We start from the raw sequence: 18,634 nt of genomic DNA on the forward strand, positions 1-18,634 counted from the left end.
ATGCGAAAGCAAGACTTCCTGCCCCAGCCGCTGGCTGCGGCCCCCTTCACTTTCGACTCAGCCGTGACCGCCGGCGTCACCTTGAACCGGCTTCGGCGGAAGGACATGGTCAACGTGGGCCGAGGCCTCTACCGGCCCACTGACTGGGACTTTGATCTGGAGGGTGCGGCCCGGGCGCTGTCGGCTGCGTCCCCGGGAGCCTGGATTTCCCACGTCACCGCGGCCCGGCTTCGGTGCCAGCTGTTGCCTCCCTGGCTCGCCGATTCCACGGAGCTTCATCTGAGCAAACCGCGTTCACTGCCATCGGTCCGCCGGAAGGGCGTGTTCGGCCACACCGTCCTGACGCTTCAAGACGAGACCGAACTGAGCGACGGCATCCGCCTGAGTACGCGGTCCCGGACGTGGCTTGATTTGGCACGAACCCTGCCGCTCAAAGACCTGGTCAGCATGGGTGATGAACTGATCCGTATCCCGCGGGTGGATTTCGAGGGCAGGACGCACCCCTACGACACGCTTGCCGGGCTGCGCATCCTGGCTGGCCGCCACCCCAACCTCCAAGGCGTCGTGCGGGCTCGCCAAGCACTCGAGCTGATGCGGGTTGGCGCCGATTCCGGCCCGGAATCGCTGCTTCGCCTGGCAATGACCGATAACGGCCTGCCCGAGCCCGAACTCCAGGTGCCGCTGCGCGCCGGAGACGCACGATCGCCGTCGGCCGATCTCGGCTACCGTCACCGCCGCCTTGCCATCCAGTACGACGGCGGTCATCACCTTGGTGATGCACAGATCCTCAGCGACCGGAGACGGGATAAGGCGTTCGAGTCAGCCGGCTGGACGGTCCTCGTTTTCGATAAGAGCGACCTCGCCGATGATTTCCAGCGGGCACTCGTGCAGATCAAGAAAGGCCTGCGCAACGGCTGGCTTGACCACCCGCAGGCGGCTGGTTTTGCCGGCAGCGACTGATCGTCCGCCGAATCTGCCCCGTCGTCAGTCCCGTCCTTAAAGCCGTGACGCCCCCTCACCGGAGGGTGAGAGAGCGTCACGTCAAAACCCACATTAAGTGAGAGAGCGTCACCGGAAAACCCACATTAAGTGAGAGAGCGTCCGGGGGAGGGGCAGGTCAGCGGAGCACTACCGTGCGGTTGCCCTGCAGGATGACCCGGCCTTCGCAGTGCCAGCGCACCGCGTTGGACAGGGCCTTGCATTCGGTGTCCCGGCCGGCCGCAACCAGGTCCTCCGGGCCGTAGGTGTGGTCCACGTCCACGGTCTGCTGGGAGATGATCGGGCCCTCGTCGAGCTCGGCGTTGACGTAATGAGCTGTGGCGCCCACGGTCTTGACCCCGCGCGCGTAGGCCTGGTGGTACGGCTTGGCGCCCTTGAAGCTGGGCAGGAACGAGTGGTGGATGTTGATGGCCCGGCCGTCCAGCCGCCGGGTGAGGTCGTCGCTGAGGACCTGCATGTAGCGGGCCAGGATCACCAGCTCCACGTCGTACTCGTCCACGAGTTCCAGCAGCCGGGCTTCGGCCTCAGGTTTGGTGGCGGCGGTGACCGGCACGTGGAAGAACGGGATGCCGTGCCATTCCACGAGTGCCTGGTGGTCCGTGTGGTTGGAGACCACGGCAGCGATCTCCACCGGCAGTTCACCGGTCCTGGCCCGGAACAGCAGGTCGTTCAGGCAATGGCCGAACTTGGACACCATGATCAGCACGCGGCGCTTGGCACCTTGCGGCTCCAGCCGCCAGCGCATCCCGAACCGCTCGGCCACCGGCCCGAAACCGGCCCGCAGCGTGTCCGCGGTGGAGGCATCGCCGTCGGACGCAAAATGCACGCGCATAAAGAAGTGCCGCTCGTCGCGCTCGCCGAACTGCTTGCTGTCCAGGATGTCGCAGCCATGCTCGAGCAGGAACCCGGAGACGGCGTGGACGATGCCGGGCGTCTCCGCGCAGTCGAGGGTCAGGACGTGCTCCACGGTGGTCGGAGCCGCGGAGGCGGAGGATTCAGTCTGGATGGCAGTCATGGTCAGCACTCGATGACGTTGACGGCGAGACCCCCGCGGGAGGTCTCCTTGTACTTGGTTTTCATGTCCGCTCCTGTCTCACGCATGGTTTTGATGGCTTTGTCCAGGGAAACTTTGTGGCTGCCGTCCCCGTGGAGGGACAGCCGTGCGGCGTTGATGGCCTTCACGCTGGCGATGGCGTTGCGTTCGATGCAAGGGATCTGCACCAGCCCTCCCACCGGATCGCAGGTCAGGCCGAGGTTGTGTTCGATCCCCACTTCGGCGGCGTTTTCCACCTGCTCGGGCGTACCGCCCAGGACCTCGCAGAGGCCGGCGGCGGCCATGGAGCAGGCCGAGCCCACCTCGCCCTGGCAGCCCACTTCCGCACCGGAGATGGAGGCGTTGATCTTGAACAGGATTCCGACGGCGGCCGCGGCCAGCAGGAAGCGCACCACACCGTCGTCGTTGGCGCCGGGCACAAACTTGACGTAATAATGCAGGACGGCGGGGACGATTCCGGCCGCGCCGTTGGTGGGCGCGGTGACGATGCGCCCGCCCGCGGCGTTCTCCTCGTTGACCGCCAGCGCGAAGAGGTTCACCCATTCCATCGCGCGGAGCGGATCGGTGACGCCCGTGTCCGCGCTCAGAGTCTGGAATAACGACGGCGCCCGGCGCCTGACGTTCAACCCGCCAGGGAGGATCCCTTCCGCGGCGCAGCCGTTGTCCACGCATTCCCGCATGACCGCCCACAGTGCCAGCAGCTTTTCGCGGAGTTCCGCTTCACTCCGCCACGTCAGTTCGTTGGCCAGCATCACGTCGGAGATGGACAAGCCCTCGCGCTTGCAGATCGCCAGGAGTTCGTCGGCGGTGGTGAACGGGTAGGGGAGGACGGTGGCGTCGGCCACCACCCGGTCCCCGGCGTCGGCATCGCCGTCCACCACAAAGCCGCCGCCGATGGAGTAGAAGCTCCGCTCGCTCAGGACGGTGCCGGCGTGGTCCAGCGCCCGGAAGGTCATGCCGTTGGGGTGGGCCGGGAGGGACTTGCGCCGGTGAAGCACCACGTCCTCGTCCCAGTTGAAGTCCACCCGGTGAGTCCCGGCAATCAGGAGTTCGGCGTCGAGGGCTGCGGCGGCCACCTGATCGTCCGCCGTGGCGGTGTCCACGGTTTCCGGGTCCAGCCCTTTGAAGCCCAGGACCACGGCCTTGTCCGAACCGTGGCCCCGCCCCGTGGCACCCAGCGAACCGAACAACTCTGCCTGGACGCGTTTGGTGGAGCTCAGGTGGCCGTCGCCCTTGAGTCCGTCGGCGAACAGCTTCGCCGCCCGCATCGGGCCGACCGTGTGTGACGACGACGGCCCGATGCCAACGGAGAACAGGTCCAGGACGCTGAGGGCCATTTAGGGGACCTCAGGCGAGGCGTACTCGCGCATTGCATCGAGGAGCCAGCGGCCCAGGAAGTCCGCGAAGGAGGCGCGGGGGAAGAGCCGGAAGCTCTCCTCCCCGGTCTTCTGCAGGACCACCGGGATGTTGCCCACCTCGGTGTTCAGGGCTGTTCCCGGCGTGAAGCTGCGCGGGTGCAGGTCCAGGGCACAGCCCTTTTCCAGGACGGCCCGGGCGCGGGGACCGGACAGCTCGAACGTGGTGCGGTTGGCGGACAGGTCCACCACCTGGCCCGGGGCGTCGCCCAGCGCTTCGGTGAGGGAACCGATAAGGTCTCCGCCCAGGGAGTCGTGGGCCTGCTCCGGTGCAACGACCAGGAATTCCGAGGGTCCCAGCCAGAGGACGCTGATGCCGTCCTTGCCGGTCACTTCGCCGCAGCGTGCCGGCAGGCCGCCGGCAGCAGCCGCGATCCGCGTCCCTTCCTCAGACCGGGGGTCCACGCGGACGCCCGCCATGGTGTGGAACGGGCCTTCGCTCAGGACCACGGTTCCCTGGACCGAACCGGCTTCCAAGGCGGAGGCCAGGTGTGAAGCGGGGCTGCGGCGGATGTCCCGGAGTCCATTGACGCCATTGAGTTCTGCTGTGTTAGCCATCTTTGCGGGCTCCTTCGGGGTCAAAAAGTACGGTTTCTGCGACAACAACGTCAACCAGCTGATCGCCGGCGACGGCCACCAGGGACTCGCCGATGCGGTTACGGCCGTTCTTGATCAGGGCCAGACCGAAAGACCTGCCCAGTGCGGCGCTGTGGTAGCTGGAGGTGACGAAACCCTGCATGGGGACGGGGCCATAGGCGGGGCTGGTGCTGATCCCCTTTTCGACGAGCTGGGTGCCTTCCGGCAGGCGGATGGAGCCATCCACCGGCAGGACGCTGACCAGGTGCTTGCGGTCCTCGCGGCTGGCATCAGCCCGGGCGTAGGAGCGCTTGCCGATGAATTCCTTGGCCTTGGAGACGACCCATTCCATACCCGCGTCCTGAGGGGTGACGGTGCCGTCGGTGTCCTGCCCGACGATCGGGTAGCCCTTTTCGGCGCGGAGCACGTGCATGGTTTCGGTGCCGTAGGGAGTGATGTTGAATTCGGCCCCGGCAGCGGCCACGGCTTCCCAGGTGTTCAGCCCGTACCAGGACGGCACGTTGATCTCGTAGGCCAGTTCGCCGGAGAACGAGATCCGGCAGACGCGGGCCTGCACGCCGGACGCGAGGGTGGTTTCGCGGAAGGTCATGAACGGGAAGGCTTCGGCTTCCAGCCCGCCGTCCTTGGCGAGTTCCGGTGCCACCTTGGCGAGGACGGCGCGGGATTTAGGCCCGACGACGGCAATGGTGGACCACTGTTCGGTCACCGAGGTGCAGTGCACGTCGAGTTCGGGCCATTCGGTCTGCAGCCATTCTTCCAGCCAGTCCAGAACCTTCGCGGCGCCACCGGTGGTGGTGGTCATGAAGTACCGGTCGTCGTCGAGGCGGAGGGTCACGCCGTCGTCGAAGATCATGCCGTCTGCCATGCACATCACGCCGTAGCGGGCGGAACCCGAGGCGAGCTTTTTGAACGCGTTGGTGTAGATCCGGTTGAGGAACTCACCGGCGTCCTTGCCCCGGATCTCGATCTTGCCGAGGGTGGTGGCGTCCATGAAGCCCACGGAGTCGCGGACGGCGGCGCATTCGCGCAGCACGGCTGCGTCCATGTCCTCGCCGGCCTGCGGGTAGTACCAGGGGCGCTTCCACTGTCCAACATCCTCGAACAGGGCGCCCTTGGCGACGTGCCACGGGTTGATGGACGTGACGCGGGCGGGGTCGAACAGCTCGCCGCGCTGGCGTCCGGCCAGTGCTGCGAACGCCACCGGCGTGAACGGCGCCCGGTAGGTGGTGGTGCCGATGTCGCCGATGCCGCGGGATGCTTCGCCGGCGGTGCGGAGTGCGGCGGCGATGACGCCGATCGCGTTGACGCCGGAGGTCTTGCCCTGGTCGTTGGCGGTGCTGATGGAGGTGTAGCGCTTGATGTGTTCCACGGACCGCATGCCCGCACCGGTGGACCGCAGCACGTCAGCCACGGACTGGTCCCGCTGGAAGTCCACGAAGTGGTGGTGCCAGTCATCCGGCGTGCCGGCCTGGCCCGGGACCAGCCAGAGCTGGCGGGTCGGGGCGGAGGCCTTCGGCTCGCCGATCACGGCCGGCTTGGTTTCCGAAGCGAAGCCCGCAGCGATGGCGGCCGATGCGCCGGCCGAGATGCCCTCTGCCAGTACGTCCGCGAGTTCGAAGCTGCCGCGGCCGGAACCGATGGTCTGCTGGTTCGGGACCACGGTGCTCGGCACAAAAGCGGCCAGCTCGTCGTCCCAGCGCAGCTTGCCCTGGCGCTGGGAGTGGAGGTGCACCAGCGGGCTCCAGCCACCGGAAACTGCCAGCAGGTCGCAGGCGATTTCTTCGACGCCGGAGGTGAGTTCGCCGTCGTCGTTGATGCTGCGGACGGTGACGCTCTCAACGCGGCCATCTGCGGCGCCGGATGCGGTGTTTGCCACCGCGCTGCCGATCAGCACCCGGGTGCCGGCTTCGACGGCGGCGGCAGCCACCTTCGTGAGCTGGGGACGGGCGTCGACGACGGCGGCGAGCTTGACGCCGGCGGCGCGGAGGTCCGCGGCGAGGGCGTAGGCGCTGTCGTTGGTGGTGCTGATGACCACGCGCTGCCCGGCGGCTACGGCGTAGCGGTTGAGGTAGCTGCGGACGGCGGAGGCCAGGATGATGCCGGGGCGGTCGTTGTTCTCGAACACCAGCGGGCGTTCGTGGGCGCCGGGAGCCAGCACCACCTGCTTAGCACGCACGTGCCAAATACGCTGGCGGGAGACGCCGGGCGCTGCAGGGCTGGACAGGTGGTCGGTGCGGTTCTGGACGGCGATGACGTAGTTGGCGTCGTAGGCGCCGAAAGCGCTGGTGCGGTTCAGTACGGTGGATTCGGCTCCGGAAACGAGCTCGGCCTCAACGTCGGCTACCCACTCCAGGGCCGGCTTGCCTTCGATGGTCTCAGCCAATTCAGGGGCGGTTGAGCCGGACAGGAGTGAGCCGCCCAGTTCGGGCTGGTCGTCCATCAGGATGACGCGGGCGCCGGTGCGGACAGCCTCACGGGCTGCGGCCAGGCCGGCGGGGCCGCCGCCGATCACCAGGACGTCGGTGTGGACGTACTTCTTGTCGTACTCGGCTTTGTCTTCCTGCGGGTCCAGCTTGCCCAGTCCGTTGAGCAGCTCTGCCTGCAGGCCGTCCACCAGGGTGACGGTGGTGGCGGGGAGCATGGACTCTGCAACGTCGCCGGGGAAGCGCGGGGAGATCTTGACCATCGCGTTGGATTCCTCCACGCCGGCGGACATGATGCCGCGGGCGCGGTCCTCGTACAGCGAATTGCCGGCGGAGATCCGGCCGTTGGCAATCAGGGCCGAAGCGAGCGTGTCGCCGGGGTGGCCGGTGAATTCCTCGCCGTCCACGGTGAAACGCCAGGAGATGGTGCGGTCGATGCGTCCGCCGGCGGCGAGGCGGGCGTTCTGGGAAGTCACTTGGTTGCTCCTTCCGGGGCGGTGGTGCTGGCGGTGGTGCTGGTTTCAGGGAGGCTTGGTGCCGAGGTGCTGGTGCCCGAGATGCTGGGCGCCGCGGTGCCGGTGGTGGTGCTGTCAGCGGCGATGCTGGCTGTACCCGATTCCGGAGCGGCAGGTGCGGCGGCCGGCCGGGGCGTTCCCATCGGGTAGACGGCCTGGATGTCGTAGGTGACCGTGTCCCGGAGCATGTTGAACCACTGGCGGCAGCCGGTGCTGTGCAGCCAGCGTTCGGCGAAGGCGCCCTTGGTGTTGTCCCGGTAGAACAGGAACTCGGCCCATTCGCGGTCGTTCAGTTCGTTCGGGTTTTCCGGGTAGGCCACGTGGGCCTGGCCGCCGTAGTGGAATTCGGTCTCGTCGCGCGAACCGCAGTTGGGGCAGGAGATGAGCAGCATGTGCGTCTTCTTTCTAAAGTGCAGGGATCGCTGGCGGCTAGTGGGCGACGGCGGCTGCGCCGTGTTCGTCGATCAGCGCGCCGGTTTCGAAGCGTTCCAGGGCAAACGGCTTGTTCAGCTGGTGCGGCGTGCCGGTGGCGATGTTGTGCGCAAACGTCAGGCCGGCGGCCGGCGTGGCCTTGAAGCCACCGGTGCCCCAGCCGCAGTTCACGAACATGTTCTCCACCGGGGTGTTGCCCACGATGGGCGAGGCGTCCAGGGTGGTGTCCACGATTCCGCCCCAGGTCCGGAGCACGTGCGCCCGGGCAAAGATGGGGAAGAGCTCGACGGCGGCTGCCATCTGGTGCTCGATCACGTGGAAGGAGCCGCGCTGGCCGTAGCCGTTGTAGGAGTCCACGCCGGCGCCCATCACCAGTTCGCCCTTGTGGGCCTGGGAGACGTAGACGTGCACGTGGTTGGACATGACCACGGTGGGGTGTACCGGTTCGTGCAGCTCGGAGACCAGGGCCTGGAGCGGGTGGGACTGGATGGGGAGCCGGAAGCCGGCCATTTCCGCGAGGACCGAGCTGTGTCCGGCGGCCGCCAGGCCAACCTTCTCGGTGTTGATGGTGCCCTTGTTGGTCTTGACGCCCACCACACGGTTGCCGTCCTTGACGAAGCCGGTGACTTCGCAGTTCTGGATGATGTCCACGCCGAGCTCATCGCACTTGCGGGCGAAGGCCCAGGCCACGTGGTCGTGCTTGGCGATGCCGGCCCGGGGCTGGTAGGTGGCGCCCATAACGGGGTAGCGGATGTTGTCGCTGATGTTCAGGATGGGGCAGAGTTCCTTGACCTGCTTCGGGTCCAGCCACTCAGCGTCCACGCCGTTGAGCTGGTTCGCTCCCACGCGGCGCATGCTCTCGCGGACGTCGCCCAGCGTGTGGGCGAGGTTCATGACGCCGCGCTGGCTGAACAGGAAGTCGTACTCGAGTTCCTCGGGCAGGATCTCCCAGAGCTTGAGGGCGTGCTCGTAGATGGCCGCGCTCTCGTCCCAGAGGTAGTTGGAACGGATGATGGTGGTGTTCCGGGCCATGTTGCCGCCGGCGAGCCAGCCCTTTTCCAGGACGGCGATGTTGGTCATGCCGTGGTTCTTGGCCAGGAAGTAGGCGGTGGCGAGGCCGTGCCCGCCGCCGCCAACAATGACGGCGTCGTAGGAGGACTTGGGTTCCGGGTTGCGCCAGAGGAAGTCCGGGTGCTCGGGGAGGAGATCTGCGCTCACTGGGCTGCTCCGATCATGTCGTTTTCAAAAGCTGCGATCTCGTCGTTGCTGTTGAGGTGGGGGTAGAGGGGGAATTTGTCTGCAAGTGCGGTGACGCGGGCACGGAGTTCGACGACGGTGCTCTCGCTCAGGGACGTCGTCCCGGTGGTGCCGTTGCCCGCGGCGGCGATGAGCGCCGTCGCGATGATGTCCGCAACTTCCGTGAATTCGGTGGCGCCGAACCCGCGGGTGGCCAGCGCCGGCGTGCCGATCCGGAGGCCGGAGGACACCATAGGCGGGCGGGGGTCGAAGGGGACGGCGTTGCGGTTGACGGTGATGCCGATGCGGTGCAGGGCGTCTTCGGCCTGCTGTCCGTCCAGTTCTGAATTGCGGAGGTCCACCAGGACAAGGTGAACGTCGGTGCCCCCGTTGACCACGGAGATTCCGGCCGCGGCAACGTCGTCGTGGAGGAGCCGTTCGGCCAGGAGCTTGGATCCCTGCAGGACGCGTTCCTGGCGTTCCTTGAACTCCGGGCTGCCGGCGAGCTTGAAGGCCACGGCCTTGGCAGCGATGACGTGCTCCAGCGGGCCGCCCTGCTGGCCGGGGAATACTGCGCTGTTGATCTTCTTGGCGTACTGCTCCTTGGCGAGGATGACGCCGCCGCGCGGACCGCCGAGGGTCTTGTGGGTGGTGGTGGTGACGACGTCGGCGTACGGCACCGGGTTCGGGTGCAGTCCGGCGGCCACCAGGCCGGCGAAGTGCGCCATGTCCACCATGAGGTAGGCGCCCACGAGATCAGCGATGCGGCGGAACTCGGCGAAGTCGAGCTGGCGGGAGTAGGCGGACCAGCCGGCGACGATGAGCTTCGGGCGGTGTTCCAGGGCCAGTGCTTCCACCTCGGCCATGTCCACGCGGAGGTCGGATTCGCGGACGTGGTACGGGACCACGTTGTACAGCTTGCCGGAGAAGTTGATCTTCATGCCGTGGGTCAGGTGGCCGCCGTGGGCGAGGTTCAGGCCCATGATGGTATCGCCCGGGTTCAGCAGCGCGAACATGGCTGCGGCGTTGGCCTGTGCGCCGGAGTGGGGCTGCACGTTGGCGAATTCAGCACCGAACAGGGCCTTGACACGGTCGATGGCCAGCTGCTCGATGACGTCCACGTGCTCGCAGCCACCGTAGTAGCGCTTGCCCGGGTAGCCCTCGGCGTATTTGTTTGTCAGGACAGAGCCCTGGGCTTCCATCACGGCGGACGGCGCGAAATTCTCCGAGGCGATCATTTCCAGCGTCGACTGCTGGCGGACCAGCTCGTCATTGATGGCCTGCTGGACCTCGGGATCGACTGCGGAAAGTCGCTCGTTCAACTGCTCAACCACGGGTGCTCCTTTGAAATACCACTGTTGTTATGACTGATATATCAGTGTGAGGTCAATGGTATGATTAGGATCACAGCAGAGTCAATAGCTGGACCGAAACCGGCGTAAAGCTACAACTTGTGGTTCAGCGGTATCGAAAGAACGGAGCGGCGCCGTGAATGCAATTCTTGCCCTGCCCCCAGCGGAGGACGAGGTGCTGTCCCAGGCCGAGGCTGCATATCGGCAGCTGCGGGACAAGCTGATCATGCTTGAGATCCGCCCGGGGGAGCCGATCAATGACGGGCAATTGGCCGCCGAGCTTGGCTTCGGGCGGACACCCGTGCGCGAGGCTATCAAACGGCTGGAGGTGGACCATCTGGTTATTTCGTATCCGCGCCGCGGAACCTTTGCCACCAGCGTGGACTTCACGGAACTGGCCGATGTCTCAGAAGTCCGCGAGCTGCTGGAACCGCTCGCTGCGCGCAGTGCTGCCATCCGGGCGAACGCGGCCATGCGCCGTGAACTATTGAAAGTCGCTGACACCATCGCAGGGCTCGAGCCCGACCCCGCGGAGTCGCGTGACCTGATGCGGTATGACCTGACCGTGCACCGGCTGATCTACAAGGCGGCTGCGAATCCGCACCTGGAAGACACGCTGATCCGCTACGACAACCTTGCCACCCGTATTTGGTGCTTGGTCCTGGACAAACTGCCGTCAGTCAGCGGCCACATCACCGAGCATGTGGACCTGCTCAGGGCTGTGGCCGAGGGTGATGCGGACAAGGCCGGGGAGCTGGCCCTGCACCACGTGACGAGCTTTGAGGAAACCATCCGCAAGGTGCTGTAAAAGCCGTTAGTGCACAACTTCACATCGGTGAGAACGCGGTGAAGTTCCATCTCCGGGACCTTTAGCGGAAGATCGGCGCATCGTCCCGCACCGAGGCGATAGCGCTCGCGCACAGCAACGGTTTCCGCTGACTTTGCGCGGCCCTGATTTCACCACGGGCCACCTACTTGAGACTATGGACCATGGCTGCGAAAAATGAACGTGAACCCGACGGCGATGCGGAGGCGGGCCAGCACGGCGGTGTCCAGTCCGTGGACCGGGCCCTCGCGGTCCTGGAAATCCTGGCGCGGGACGGTCACGCCGGCGTGAGCGACATCGCCGAGGAGATGGGAATCCACAAATCCACAGTCTCCCGGCTGCTGGGTTCGCTTGTGAGCCGGGAGATGGTCCACCAGAACAGTGATCGCGGAAAGTACCAGCTTGGCTTCGGCATCCTGCGGCTGGCCAGCTCCATCCCGGGCAGGCTGAGCCTGGTCCGCGAGGCCCGCCCCATCTTGGAAAGCCTGGCCGACGAATTTAAAGAGACGGTGAATCTCGCTGTCCTGCGCTCGAACTACGCGGTCAACGTGGATCAGGCGATGGGGCCGTCCACCTTGGCCACCTATGACTGGGTGGGCAACCTGACGCCGCTCCACGCCACCTCGAGCGGGAAGGTGCTGCTGGCGGCGCTGTCCGCGGACGAGCGGGACCGTATCCTCAAGGAGACCGGACTGCCGCAGCGGACTCCGCGGACCATCGCCAATCGGAAAGAACTCGAAAACCAGCTGCTTGACGTTGCCCGCCACGGTTACGCAGTGGTGCGGGAGGAGTTCGAGATCGGACTGACTGCGGCCGCTGTCCCGGTCTTCAATCACATGGGTGCCGTGATCGGTGCCGTCAGTATTTCCGGGCCGGCCTTCCGCTTCGATCCTGAAAAGGCGCCTGGGCTCATCGAGGCGCTGAAGCAGGCGGGCCTGCAGGTCAGCGCAAAGATGGGCTACACCCGCCGCTAGGGCATCAGGTCCCTGAACGCCCCACGCCGGCAGCGCTCAGAGATCCTCCTCTTCGAGCCGGGCGGTGAGGATCCGGTTGGCGTTGACCTGCAGGATGCCGAGCGACTCCTGGATCAGGGGTGAGGCGATGCTGCCCCTGCGCACCGCGGCGACGATGCGGCGCGTAGGTTTCGTCTGACCCGTGATACGTAGCCGAACCACGTTTTCGGCACCATGCAAAGGCGCGAGCCGGGGCAGCAGGCCGACGCCCAGCCCCGCTGCCACGAATGCGATGTGGGTTTCCCATTCAACGGCTTCATGGGCAATCCGGGGGGTCACCCCGACTGCCGTGAACGCCGCGGTGAAGAGGGAATGGTAGGTGGAACCGGCGGCCTCCGTGATCCAGGGTTCCGATGCCAGCTCTTCAAGCGTCGCTGTTTCCCGTGATGCCAGCGGATGGTCACCGGGAATGATCACGTCCAGTGGATCGTCGAGCAGCACTCTCTGCTCGAAGCGCGGATCGCCCTCACCGTAACTGTCGGACTGCATGGCGACGATAACTGCAAGGTCGATTCGTTCCGCAATCAACAAGTCGAAGCAGCGGGCCGGATCAGCCTCAAGAACCTGCACCTCCAGCAGGGGGTGCCTTGAGCGCAGGGTGGCCGCCAGCGGCGCGAGCAACTGGGCGGCTGCAGAGGAGAATCCGCCGAGGCCAAAGTGGGACTGCACCTGCTCGCCGGCCTCCATGGCTGCGGCGCGCAGGCTCTCCCACTGGGCAATGAGGGGATCCGAGCCCGCCACGAGAAAGCGTCCCGTGGCGGTAAGGCGCAGGCCCCGGCCGTCTTTCGTCAGCAGCTGCATTCCAAGCACGCGCTGGAGTTCCCGCAATTGCGCGGAGACGGCAGAGGGGGAATAGCCCGTGAGTTCCGCGGTCGCTCCAATGGTCCCGCACCGGGCGAATACGCGCAGTGTGATGAGCCTCGCATCGATCATGCATCTATTCTGCATGGTTATCTTCAAAATCTTGCGCTTTTATTGCTGCTGTTGTGACCCTAATCTCATCATTACAAGTTCTTCGATCACGCCGTTAGCACCCGCGCACCCGTGGCCAACACGCAACACCCACTACCCATGCCTCCCGGGAGGAAACCCATGACTGCTTCAGTGAACGTCCCCCTCAATTCACGCGGAAAAATCGCTGCATCCTTGCCCGCCGAGCAGCTGGCAGAAATCACCGCGTTGTTTGAGTTCCGGCGCACCGGCTACTCCCTCGATGCCCCCTTCTACACCGATCGCTCGATCTTCAACATCGACATGGAGGCCATTTTCGGCCAGCACTGGATCTTTGCCGCCAGCACCGCCGAACTGCCGGAGCCGGGCGACTACGTCACTGTCGACTACGGGCCTTACTCCCTGATTGTGCTGCGCAACGACGACGGCGCCGTGAACGTCCTGCACAACGTATGCCGCCACCGTGGCGCCCGCGTTCTCACCGAAGCTGCCGGGTCAACCGGAAACCTGGTCTGCGGCTACCACTCCTGGACCTACTCCCCAGAGGGCAATTTGATCCATGCCTCTGCGCCGGGGGAAACGAAGTTCGACAAGAGCTGCTTCGGCCTCAAGCGCGCCCACGGCCGCGAGGTCGCCGGACTCATCTTCGTCTGCATTGCGGATGAACCGCCGACGGACTTCGACGAAACCGCAAAGATCTTTGAACCCTACCTGGCGCCCCACGATCTCTCGAAGACAAAAATCGCCTACCAGCAGAACATCATCGAAGAGGGCAACTGGAAGCTCGTCATGGAGAACAACCGTGAGTGCTACCACTGCGACGGCCACCCTGAGCTCGCCTGCTCCCTCTTCCCCACCTGGGGCCTGACCGAGGGCCTGGTCCCGCCCCACCTTGAGGAAGTGTGGAACCGGAACAAGGAGGCCCAGTCCTCCCTCGAGGAGCGTTGCCGCCGCTACGGCCTTCCCTACGAGGTGGTCGAGCAGCTTGACACGCGCATCGCTGGAATCCGCATCTCGCGGGAATCACTCGATGGAGACGGTGAATCGTTCTCTGCCGACGGTCGAAGGCTTTCCAAGAAGCTCCTCGGTGACTTGCGCGACTTCCGCCTTGGCCGCTGCTCGATGCACCTGCAGCCCAACAGCTGGTTCCATTTCCTCGGCGATCATGTCATCACGTTCGGCGTCTTCCCCATCAACGAACACCAGAGCCTGGTACGCACCACTTGGCTTGTGGCTGACGACGCCGTGGAAGGCGTCGACTACGACTTGGAGAAGCTCACCTACACCTGGAAGCAGACGAACCTGCAGGACAAGGCGTTCGTGGAGCTGTGCCAGCAGGGCGCCGGCAGTCCCGCCTACGAGCCCGGTCCCTACATGAAGAGCGAATACCAGGTCGAGGCATTCATCAACTGGTACGTGCAGCGCGTGCAGGAGCACTTGGCGTGATTGAACTCCTCACTGAAACGGCAATCCAGGAACCACAGCGTATTCGCGGTCTTGAGATGCCCTGGAACAGGGTGATGGGAAGCACTGAGACACCCGCCCGGGCAGCCCGTGCTTTGGGCCCATGGCATCCGCAGGAGTTCATGGCCGAATGCGTCGAGACTATTCCCGAGGCCGGCGCCATGATGACCTTCGTGTTCCGACGCTGCGACGGTGCGCCCCTGGCGTTCCGTGCCGGCCAGTACGTGAACGTCGCATTTCCCGTGAATGGCGAGGACCAGGAACCGGTGGACCGCAGCTACTCGCTGTCCAGTTCGCCCACCGAGCCGTGGACCTTCAGCATTACCGTCAAGTGCGATTCCACGGGGCTGGTCTCGCCGTGGGTGCACGAGAACGTCAAACCCGGCACCGTTCTTGAGATGCTGGGACCGGTGGGAGCATTCCACCTGCCCGATGCTGACCGCCGGGCACGGTATCTTTTGCTTGCCGCCGGCGCAGGCATCACTCCCATCATGTCCATGATGCGGACCATCCACTCCCTGCCCGGACACGCCGATGTTGTGGTGCTCTACCACGGCTCGGATGCTGGAGGCTTTGCCTTCCACCGGGAGCTGGCCTATATCGCCTCCGTGGACTCACGCATCAAGGTCTACTACTCGCTGGGCGACCGCAGCATCCCCGAGGGGTGGGAAGGACTCAGCGGAAGGCTGACGGCGGCCATGCTCGAGGAGGTGGCTCCGGACGCCAACGGCCGTCAGGTGTACGCATGCGGTCCCGAGGGTTACCTGAACACCGCCACTGAGCTCCTCAAGAAGGTCGGCGTGGACGACACTTCCATCCATATGGAGTTCTTCTCCGGAGACCGCCAGACGCTCCTTGAATACCAGGCGGAGGTGGCACTTGCAGCCGACGTCGCGGAGGAGATCGCCGAGGAGATCGCCGAATCCGCCGAGGACTACTTTGAAGGCCAGCCCGCCGCGTTCGGGCTCTACGAGCCTGGCTACGACGCTGATGGGACTCTGCAGGCTTCGGGCCTGCCGCTGGAAATCGTCGACCCGGAAACGCCCGGCTCCGACCCCTCCGCCGACAGCCCGGGCGGGGAGCCGGAAGCCGGTTCCCCTGATGCCTCGAGCTTCGGCACGGTGGGAACGGGCGACCTCACCATGTCCTTCATACGTACCGGCATCAATGTGCGGATCGACCCCGCCGAGCGCATCCTCGAGGTGGCCCAGCGTGCGGGCGTCAGGATCGGCGCGAACTGCAAGGAAGGCATGTGCGGCTCCTGCAAGGTCGTCAAGCTTTCAGGTGAGATCGAGATGAACCACCAGGGCGGGATCCGGGCGCGGGAAATCTCTGCAGGCAAGTTCCTGCCCTGCTGCTCCACAGCGCAGACGGACCTGGTTATCGATGCCTAGCCCTTGTTTCAACCCGGCTTGGGGACGCCGGAGTACAGCGTCATCCCGTGAATTCAAACCAAAGGACCTGACATGGCTTTGAGTAGCGACATCCGCACGGATGCCCAAACCCCCCTTGAGCTGGAGGAGTCCACACTCGTTCCTGCTCTGGAGAACTCTCCTTCCTCCCACGGCTCACACGACGCGGAGGACACCGAACAGATCATGCAGGAACTCCGCCAGACCAAGGCCGAGCAGGCGGTGGCAAACCGCCGCAACCGTAAGCTCACCCTCGACAAGGCCACCTTCGGCATCACCGGCGCCGTCGCCCTGGCCTTCGTGGCCTGGGGCTTCCTCGGCCGCGACAGCCTCGCCACCACCTCGACACTCGCCCTCGACTGGGTGATGGAGTACACCGGCTGGCTTTTCATGGTCCTTGCCTCACTGTTTGTTGTCTTTGTCCTCTGGCTGGCCCTTGGCAAGTGGGGCAATATCCCACTGGGCAAGGACGGCGAAAAACCTGAGTTCAAGACGGTCTCCTGGATCTCCATGATGTTCGCGGCCGGCATGGGCATCGGCCTGATGTTCTACGGCGTCGCCGAGCCGCTCTACCACTACGTCTCCCCGCCGCCCGGAACCGTGGACGGGAGCACGCCTGCCGCCATCCAGACGGCCATGGCAACCTCCATCTTTCACTGGACCCTCCACCCGTGGGCCATGTACGCAGTGGTTGGCATTGCCATGGCCTACGGCACCTACCGCCTGGGCCGCAGGCAACTGATCTCCGCAGCGTTTACGTCGCTGTTCGGTATCCGGACCGTGGAAGGGCCGGTGGGGAAGTTCATCAACATTCTCGCGATCTTTGCCACGCTCTTCGGCACGGCAGCATCCCTCGGCCTCGGTGCACTGCAGATCGGCAGCGGCCTGACGTCCAACGGCTGGATCGGCGAAATCGGCACCCCCGTGCTGGTGGCCATCGTTGCCATCCTGACGGCCTGCTTTGTGGCCTCGGCCGTGTCCGGCATCAGCCGCGGCATCCAGTGGCTGTCCAACATCAACATGGTCCTGGCCGTGGTCCTGGCGCTCATCGTCTTCATCGCCGGACCCACCCTCTTCATCCTCAACCTAATCCCGGCTGCTGTGGGCGACTACGCCAGGGATCTGGCCGAAATGTCCTCACGTACCGAGGCAGTCGGTGACGAGGCCCTGCGCAAATGGATGTCCGGCTGGACCATCTTCTACTGGGCCTGGTGGGTCTCCTGGACGCCTTTTGTCGGCATGTTCATCGCCCGGATCAGCCGCGGGCGGACCATCCGCCAGTTCGTTACCGGCGTCCTGCTGGTCCCGAGCATCGTCAGCGTCATCTGGTTCGGAATCTTTGGCGGAACGGCTTTCCACGTCCAGCAGGAAGCGGTCAAGGCGGGCACCACCGGCCTGGTGTCCATGGTTAACGGGGCACCGTCCATCGATTTCGACGGAGCACTGTTCGACCTGGTGAAGAACATGTCCATGCCTGCCTGGCTGACCACTGCGGTCATCATCCTGGCCATGGTCCTGGTGGCCATTTTCTTCATCACCGGGGCCGACTCGGCGTCGATCATCATGGCGTCACTGAGCTCCAATGGGTCCTCCGACCCGAAGCGCGGCCTGGTCATCTTCTGGGGCCTGCTCACCGGGGCGGTGGCCGCCGTGATGATGCTGGCCGGCGGTGATGAACCGTCCGAGGCGCTCTCCGGCCTGCAGCGGATCACCATTGTGGCGGCCCTGCCATTCGTGCTGGTCATGCTGCTGCTGTGCTTCGCCCTGGTCAAGGACCTGCGCCGGGATCCGCTGTCCCTCCGGCGCCGGCTGGCGGACTCCGTAGTGGAGCGCGCCATTCGCAGCGGCGTGGACCAGCACGGCGGGGTCCAGTTTGATCTCGTTACCAAGCATCAATGTGATCAGCGTTGTCCGGACGACGCCCGCTGCGCGGCTTCCCCCGCTGACACCCAAGCCCCCGCAAAGAACCAGGAGTAGACCATGACCACAGTCCTCGAAGGCCGCCCCACCGGTAACGTGACGGTGGAGGCCGGCGACGTCGCCGGCGTCCGCGGCACCGACACCGTACAGTACGTCCTTACCCTTGCGTGCCCGGAGCGCCCCGGAATCGTCCGGGCCATCACCGCATTCCTCGCTGATCGCGGCTTCGACATTGTTGAACACCAGCAGTTCGATGACCACATCAGCGGCAAGCTCTACCTGCGCACGGCCTTCACTCCGGGAGACAAGGAAGTTACCGCGGAAGGCCTCAGCGCGGAGTTCGCTGCCATCGCCGATGAGTTCGACATGGAATTCGCCATCCACGACGGCCGCCCCCAGCGCCTGCTGGTGATGGTTTCGAAGTTCGGCCACTGCCTCAACGACCTCATCTTCCGCTGGCGCGCCGGCAGCCTCGGTGCGGAGATCGCCGTCGTGGTGTCCAACCACGAGGACCTCCGCCCCATGGCGGAAGCCGCCGGCCTGCCGTTCATCCACGTCCCGGTGACGGCCGCTACCAAGTCCGAAGCGGAAGCACGCCTGCTGGAACTGGTGGCCGAGTACAACGCGGACCTGGTGGTCCTGGCCCGCTACATGCAGGTCCTGTCCAACGACCTGTGCGCCAGCCTCCGCGGCCGCGCCATCAACATCCACCATTCCTTCCTGCCCGGGTTCAAGGGGGCCAAGCCCTACCACCAGGCCTATGACCGCGGCGTGAAGCTCATCGGAGCCACCGCGCACTACGTCACCGCAGACCTGGACGAGGGGCCGATCATCGAGCAGGAAGTGTTCCGGGTTGACCACAGCCTGGACCCGAACGCACTGGTCACTGTAGGCAGGGATGCCGAATCGCAGGCACTGTCCCGCGCCGTCAGGTGGCACAGCCAGCACCGGGTCCTGCTCAACAACACCCGCACCGTCGTCTTCCGCTAACGCCAACGCCCGCCAAGCCACACAGGAGAATCAAC

Annotated in this window: 15 protein-coding genes; 7 read left to right on the forward strand and 8 right to left on the reverse strand. The window is 65.3% G+C overall.

What is annotated here, in order from left to right; all coding sequences use genetic code 11:
• Positions 1–960, forward strand: coding sequence for a DUF559 domain-containing protein (locus tag AC1MCD_RS00625; protein ID WP_498674892.1), 960 nt, complete (start codon positions 1–3; stop codon positions 958–960).
• Positions 961–1,117: 157 nt separating this feature from the next.
• Here the strand turns inward: AC1MCD_RS00625 and purU (AC1MCD_RS00630) are convergent, their stop codons facing one another.
• The 7 genes from purU (AC1MCD_RS00630) to glyA are packed head-to-tail and all read right to left on the reverse strand — an operon-like array spanning position 1,118 to position 10,005.
• Positions 1,118–2,014, reverse strand: a complete 897-nt coding sequence (gene purU, locus AC1MCD_RS00630; protein WP_498674894.1) for a formyltetrahydrofolate deformylase — start codon at positions 2,012–2,014, stop codon at positions 1,118–1,120.
• Positions 2,015–2,016: 2 nt separating this feature from the next.
• A complete protein-coding gene (locus AC1MCD_RS00635; protein ID WP_498674895.1) occupies positions 2,017–3,390 on the reverse strand; it encodes an L-serine ammonia-lyase in 1,374 nt (457 codons plus the stop codon).
• Complete coding sequence (locus AC1MCD_RS00640) at positions 3,391–4,026, reverse strand: sarcosine oxidase subunit gamma (protein ID WP_498674898.1); 636 nt, start codon at positions 4,024–4,026, stop codon at positions 3,391–3,393.
• Entirely contained in the window at positions 4,019–6,964 is a 2,946-nt protein-coding gene (locus AC1MCD_RS00645; protein ID WP_498674899.1) for a 2Fe-2S iron-sulfur cluster-binding protein, read from the reverse strand. Before AC1MCD_RS00645 ends, AC1MCD_RS00640 begins: the two co-directional genes overlap by 8 nt.
• Positions 6,961–7,395: a sarcosine oxidase subunit delta gene (locus AC1MCD_RS00650; RefSeq protein ID WP_498674901.1), complete on the reverse strand. Its 435-nt coding sequence runs from the start codon at positions 7,393–7,395 to the stop codon at positions 6,961–6,963. Before AC1MCD_RS00650 ends, AC1MCD_RS00645 begins: the two co-directional genes overlap by 4 nt.
• Before the next feature lie 37 nt (positions 7,396–7,432).
• Positions 7,433–8,653 carry a sarcosine oxidase subunit beta family protein gene (locus AC1MCD_RS00655; RefSeq protein ID WP_498674905.1) on the reverse strand — a complete coding sequence of 407 codons (1,221 nt, stop codon included), beginning with the start codon at positions 8,651–8,653 and terminating at the stop codon, positions 7,433–7,435.
• Positions 8,650–10,005 (reverse strand): serine hydroxymethyltransferase, encoded by a 1,356-nt coding sequence (gene glyA / locus AC1MCD_RS00660; RefSeq protein WP_498674907.1) that lies wholly within the window; start codon positions 10,003–10,005, stop codon positions 8,650–8,652. The genes AC1MCD_RS00655 and glyA overlap by 4 nt, the downstream gene beginning before the upstream one ends.
• A gap of 154 nt (positions 10,006–10,159) precedes the next feature.
• Between glyA and AC1MCD_RS00665 the strand changes: the two genes are divergently transcribed.
• A complete protein-coding gene (locus AC1MCD_RS00665; protein WP_498674909.1) occupies positions 10,160–10,831 on the forward strand; it encodes a GntR family transcriptional regulator in 672 nt (223 codons plus the stop codon).
• Between the two features lie 182 nt (positions 10,832–11,013).
• The gene (locus AC1MCD_RS00670) at positions 11,014–11,823 is read left to right on the forward strand and encodes an IclR family transcriptional regulator (protein ID WP_498674911.1); all 810 of its coding nucleotides are present in this window, start codon (positions 11,014–11,016) and stop codon (positions 11,821–11,823) included.
• 36 nt (positions 11,824–11,859) lie between these two features.
• Here the strand turns inward: AC1MCD_RS00670 and AC1MCD_RS00675 are convergent, their stop codons facing one another.
• Entirely contained in the window at positions 11,860–12,795 is a 936-nt protein-coding gene (locus tag AC1MCD_RS00675; RefSeq protein ID WP_498674913.1) for a LysR family transcriptional regulator, read from the reverse strand.
• 159 nt (positions 12,796–12,954) lie between these two features.
• Here AC1MCD_RS00675 and AC1MCD_RS00680 point away from each other — a divergent pair, with 159 nt between their 5' ends.
• The 4 genes from AC1MCD_RS00680 to purU (AC1MCD_RS00695) all read left to right on the forward strand — a co-directional run bounded on the left by AC1MCD_RS00680 (position 12,955) and on the right by purU (AC1MCD_RS00695) (position 18,599).
• The gene (locus tag AC1MCD_RS00680; protein WP_498674915.1) at positions 12,955–14,259 is read left to right on the forward strand and encodes an aromatic ring-hydroxylating oxygenase subunit alpha; all 1,305 of its coding nucleotides are present in this window, start codon (positions 12,955–12,957) and stop codon (positions 14,257–14,259) included.
• A complete protein-coding gene (locus AC1MCD_RS00685; protein ID WP_498674916.1) occupies positions 14,256–15,671 on the forward strand; it encodes a ferredoxin reductase in 1,416 nt (471 codons plus the stop codon). Before AC1MCD_RS00680 ends, AC1MCD_RS00685 begins: the two co-directional genes overlap by 4 nt.
• Positions 15,672–15,743: 72 nt before the next feature.
• Positions 15,744–17,666 (forward strand): BCCT family transporter, encoded by a 1,923-nt coding sequence (locus AC1MCD_RS00690; RefSeq protein WP_498674918.1) that lies wholly within the window; start codon positions 15,744–15,746, stop codon positions 17,664–17,666.
• Positions 17,667–17,669: 3 nt separating this feature from the next.
• Positions 17,670–18,599 (forward strand): formyltetrahydrofolate deformylase, encoded by a 930-nt coding sequence (purU, locus tag AC1MCD_RS00695; protein ID WP_498674921.1) that lies wholly within the window; start codon positions 17,670–17,672, stop codon positions 18,597–18,599.
• The last annotated feature ends 35 nt before the right edge of the window (positions 18,600–18,634 follow it).

It is taken from the genome of Arthrobacter sp. BF1, from assembly GCF_056680215.1.

Bases quoted from the DNA above. Each gene is read 5' to 3' on its own strand.
- AC1MCD_RS00625 (WP_498674892.1), top strand. From the start codon at position 1: ATGCGAAAGCAAGACTTCCTGCCCCAGCCGCTGGCTGCGGCCCCCTTC.
- purU (WP_498674894.1), bottom strand. From the start codon at position 2,014: ATGACTGCCATCCAGACTGAATCCTCCGCCTCCGCGGCTCCGACCACC.
- AC1MCD_RS00635 (WP_498674895.1), bottom strand. From the start codon at position 3,390: ATGGCCCTCAGCGTCCTGGACCTGTTCTCCGTTGGCATCGGGCCGTCG.
- AC1MCD_RS00640 (WP_498674898.1), bottom strand. From the start codon at position 4,026: ATGGCTAACACAGCAGAACTCAATGGCGTCAATGGACTCCGGGACATC.
- AC1MCD_RS00650 (WP_498674901.1), bottom strand. From the start codon at position 7,395: ATGCTGCTCATCTCCTGCCCCAACTGCGGTTCGCGCGACGAGACCGAA.
- AC1MCD_RS00670 (WP_498674911.1), top strand. From the start codon at position 11,014: ATGGCTGCGAAAAATGAACGTGAACCCGACGGCGATGCGGAGGCGGGC.
- AC1MCD_RS00675 (WP_498674913.1), bottom strand. From the start codon at position 12,795: ATGATCGATGCGAGGCTCATCACACTGCGCGTATTCGCCCGGTGCGGG.
- AC1MCD_RS00680 (WP_498674915.1), top strand. From the start codon at position 12,955: ATGACTGCTTCAGTGAACGTCCCCCTCAATTCACGCGGAAAAATCGCT.
- AC1MCD_RS00690 (WP_498674918.1), top strand. From the start codon at position 15,744: ATGGCTTTGAGTAGCGACATCCGCACGGATGCCCAAACCCCCCTTGAG.
- purU (WP_498674921.1), top strand. From the start codon at position 17,670: ATGACCACAGTCCTCGAAGGCCGCCCCACCGGTAACGTGACGGTGGAG.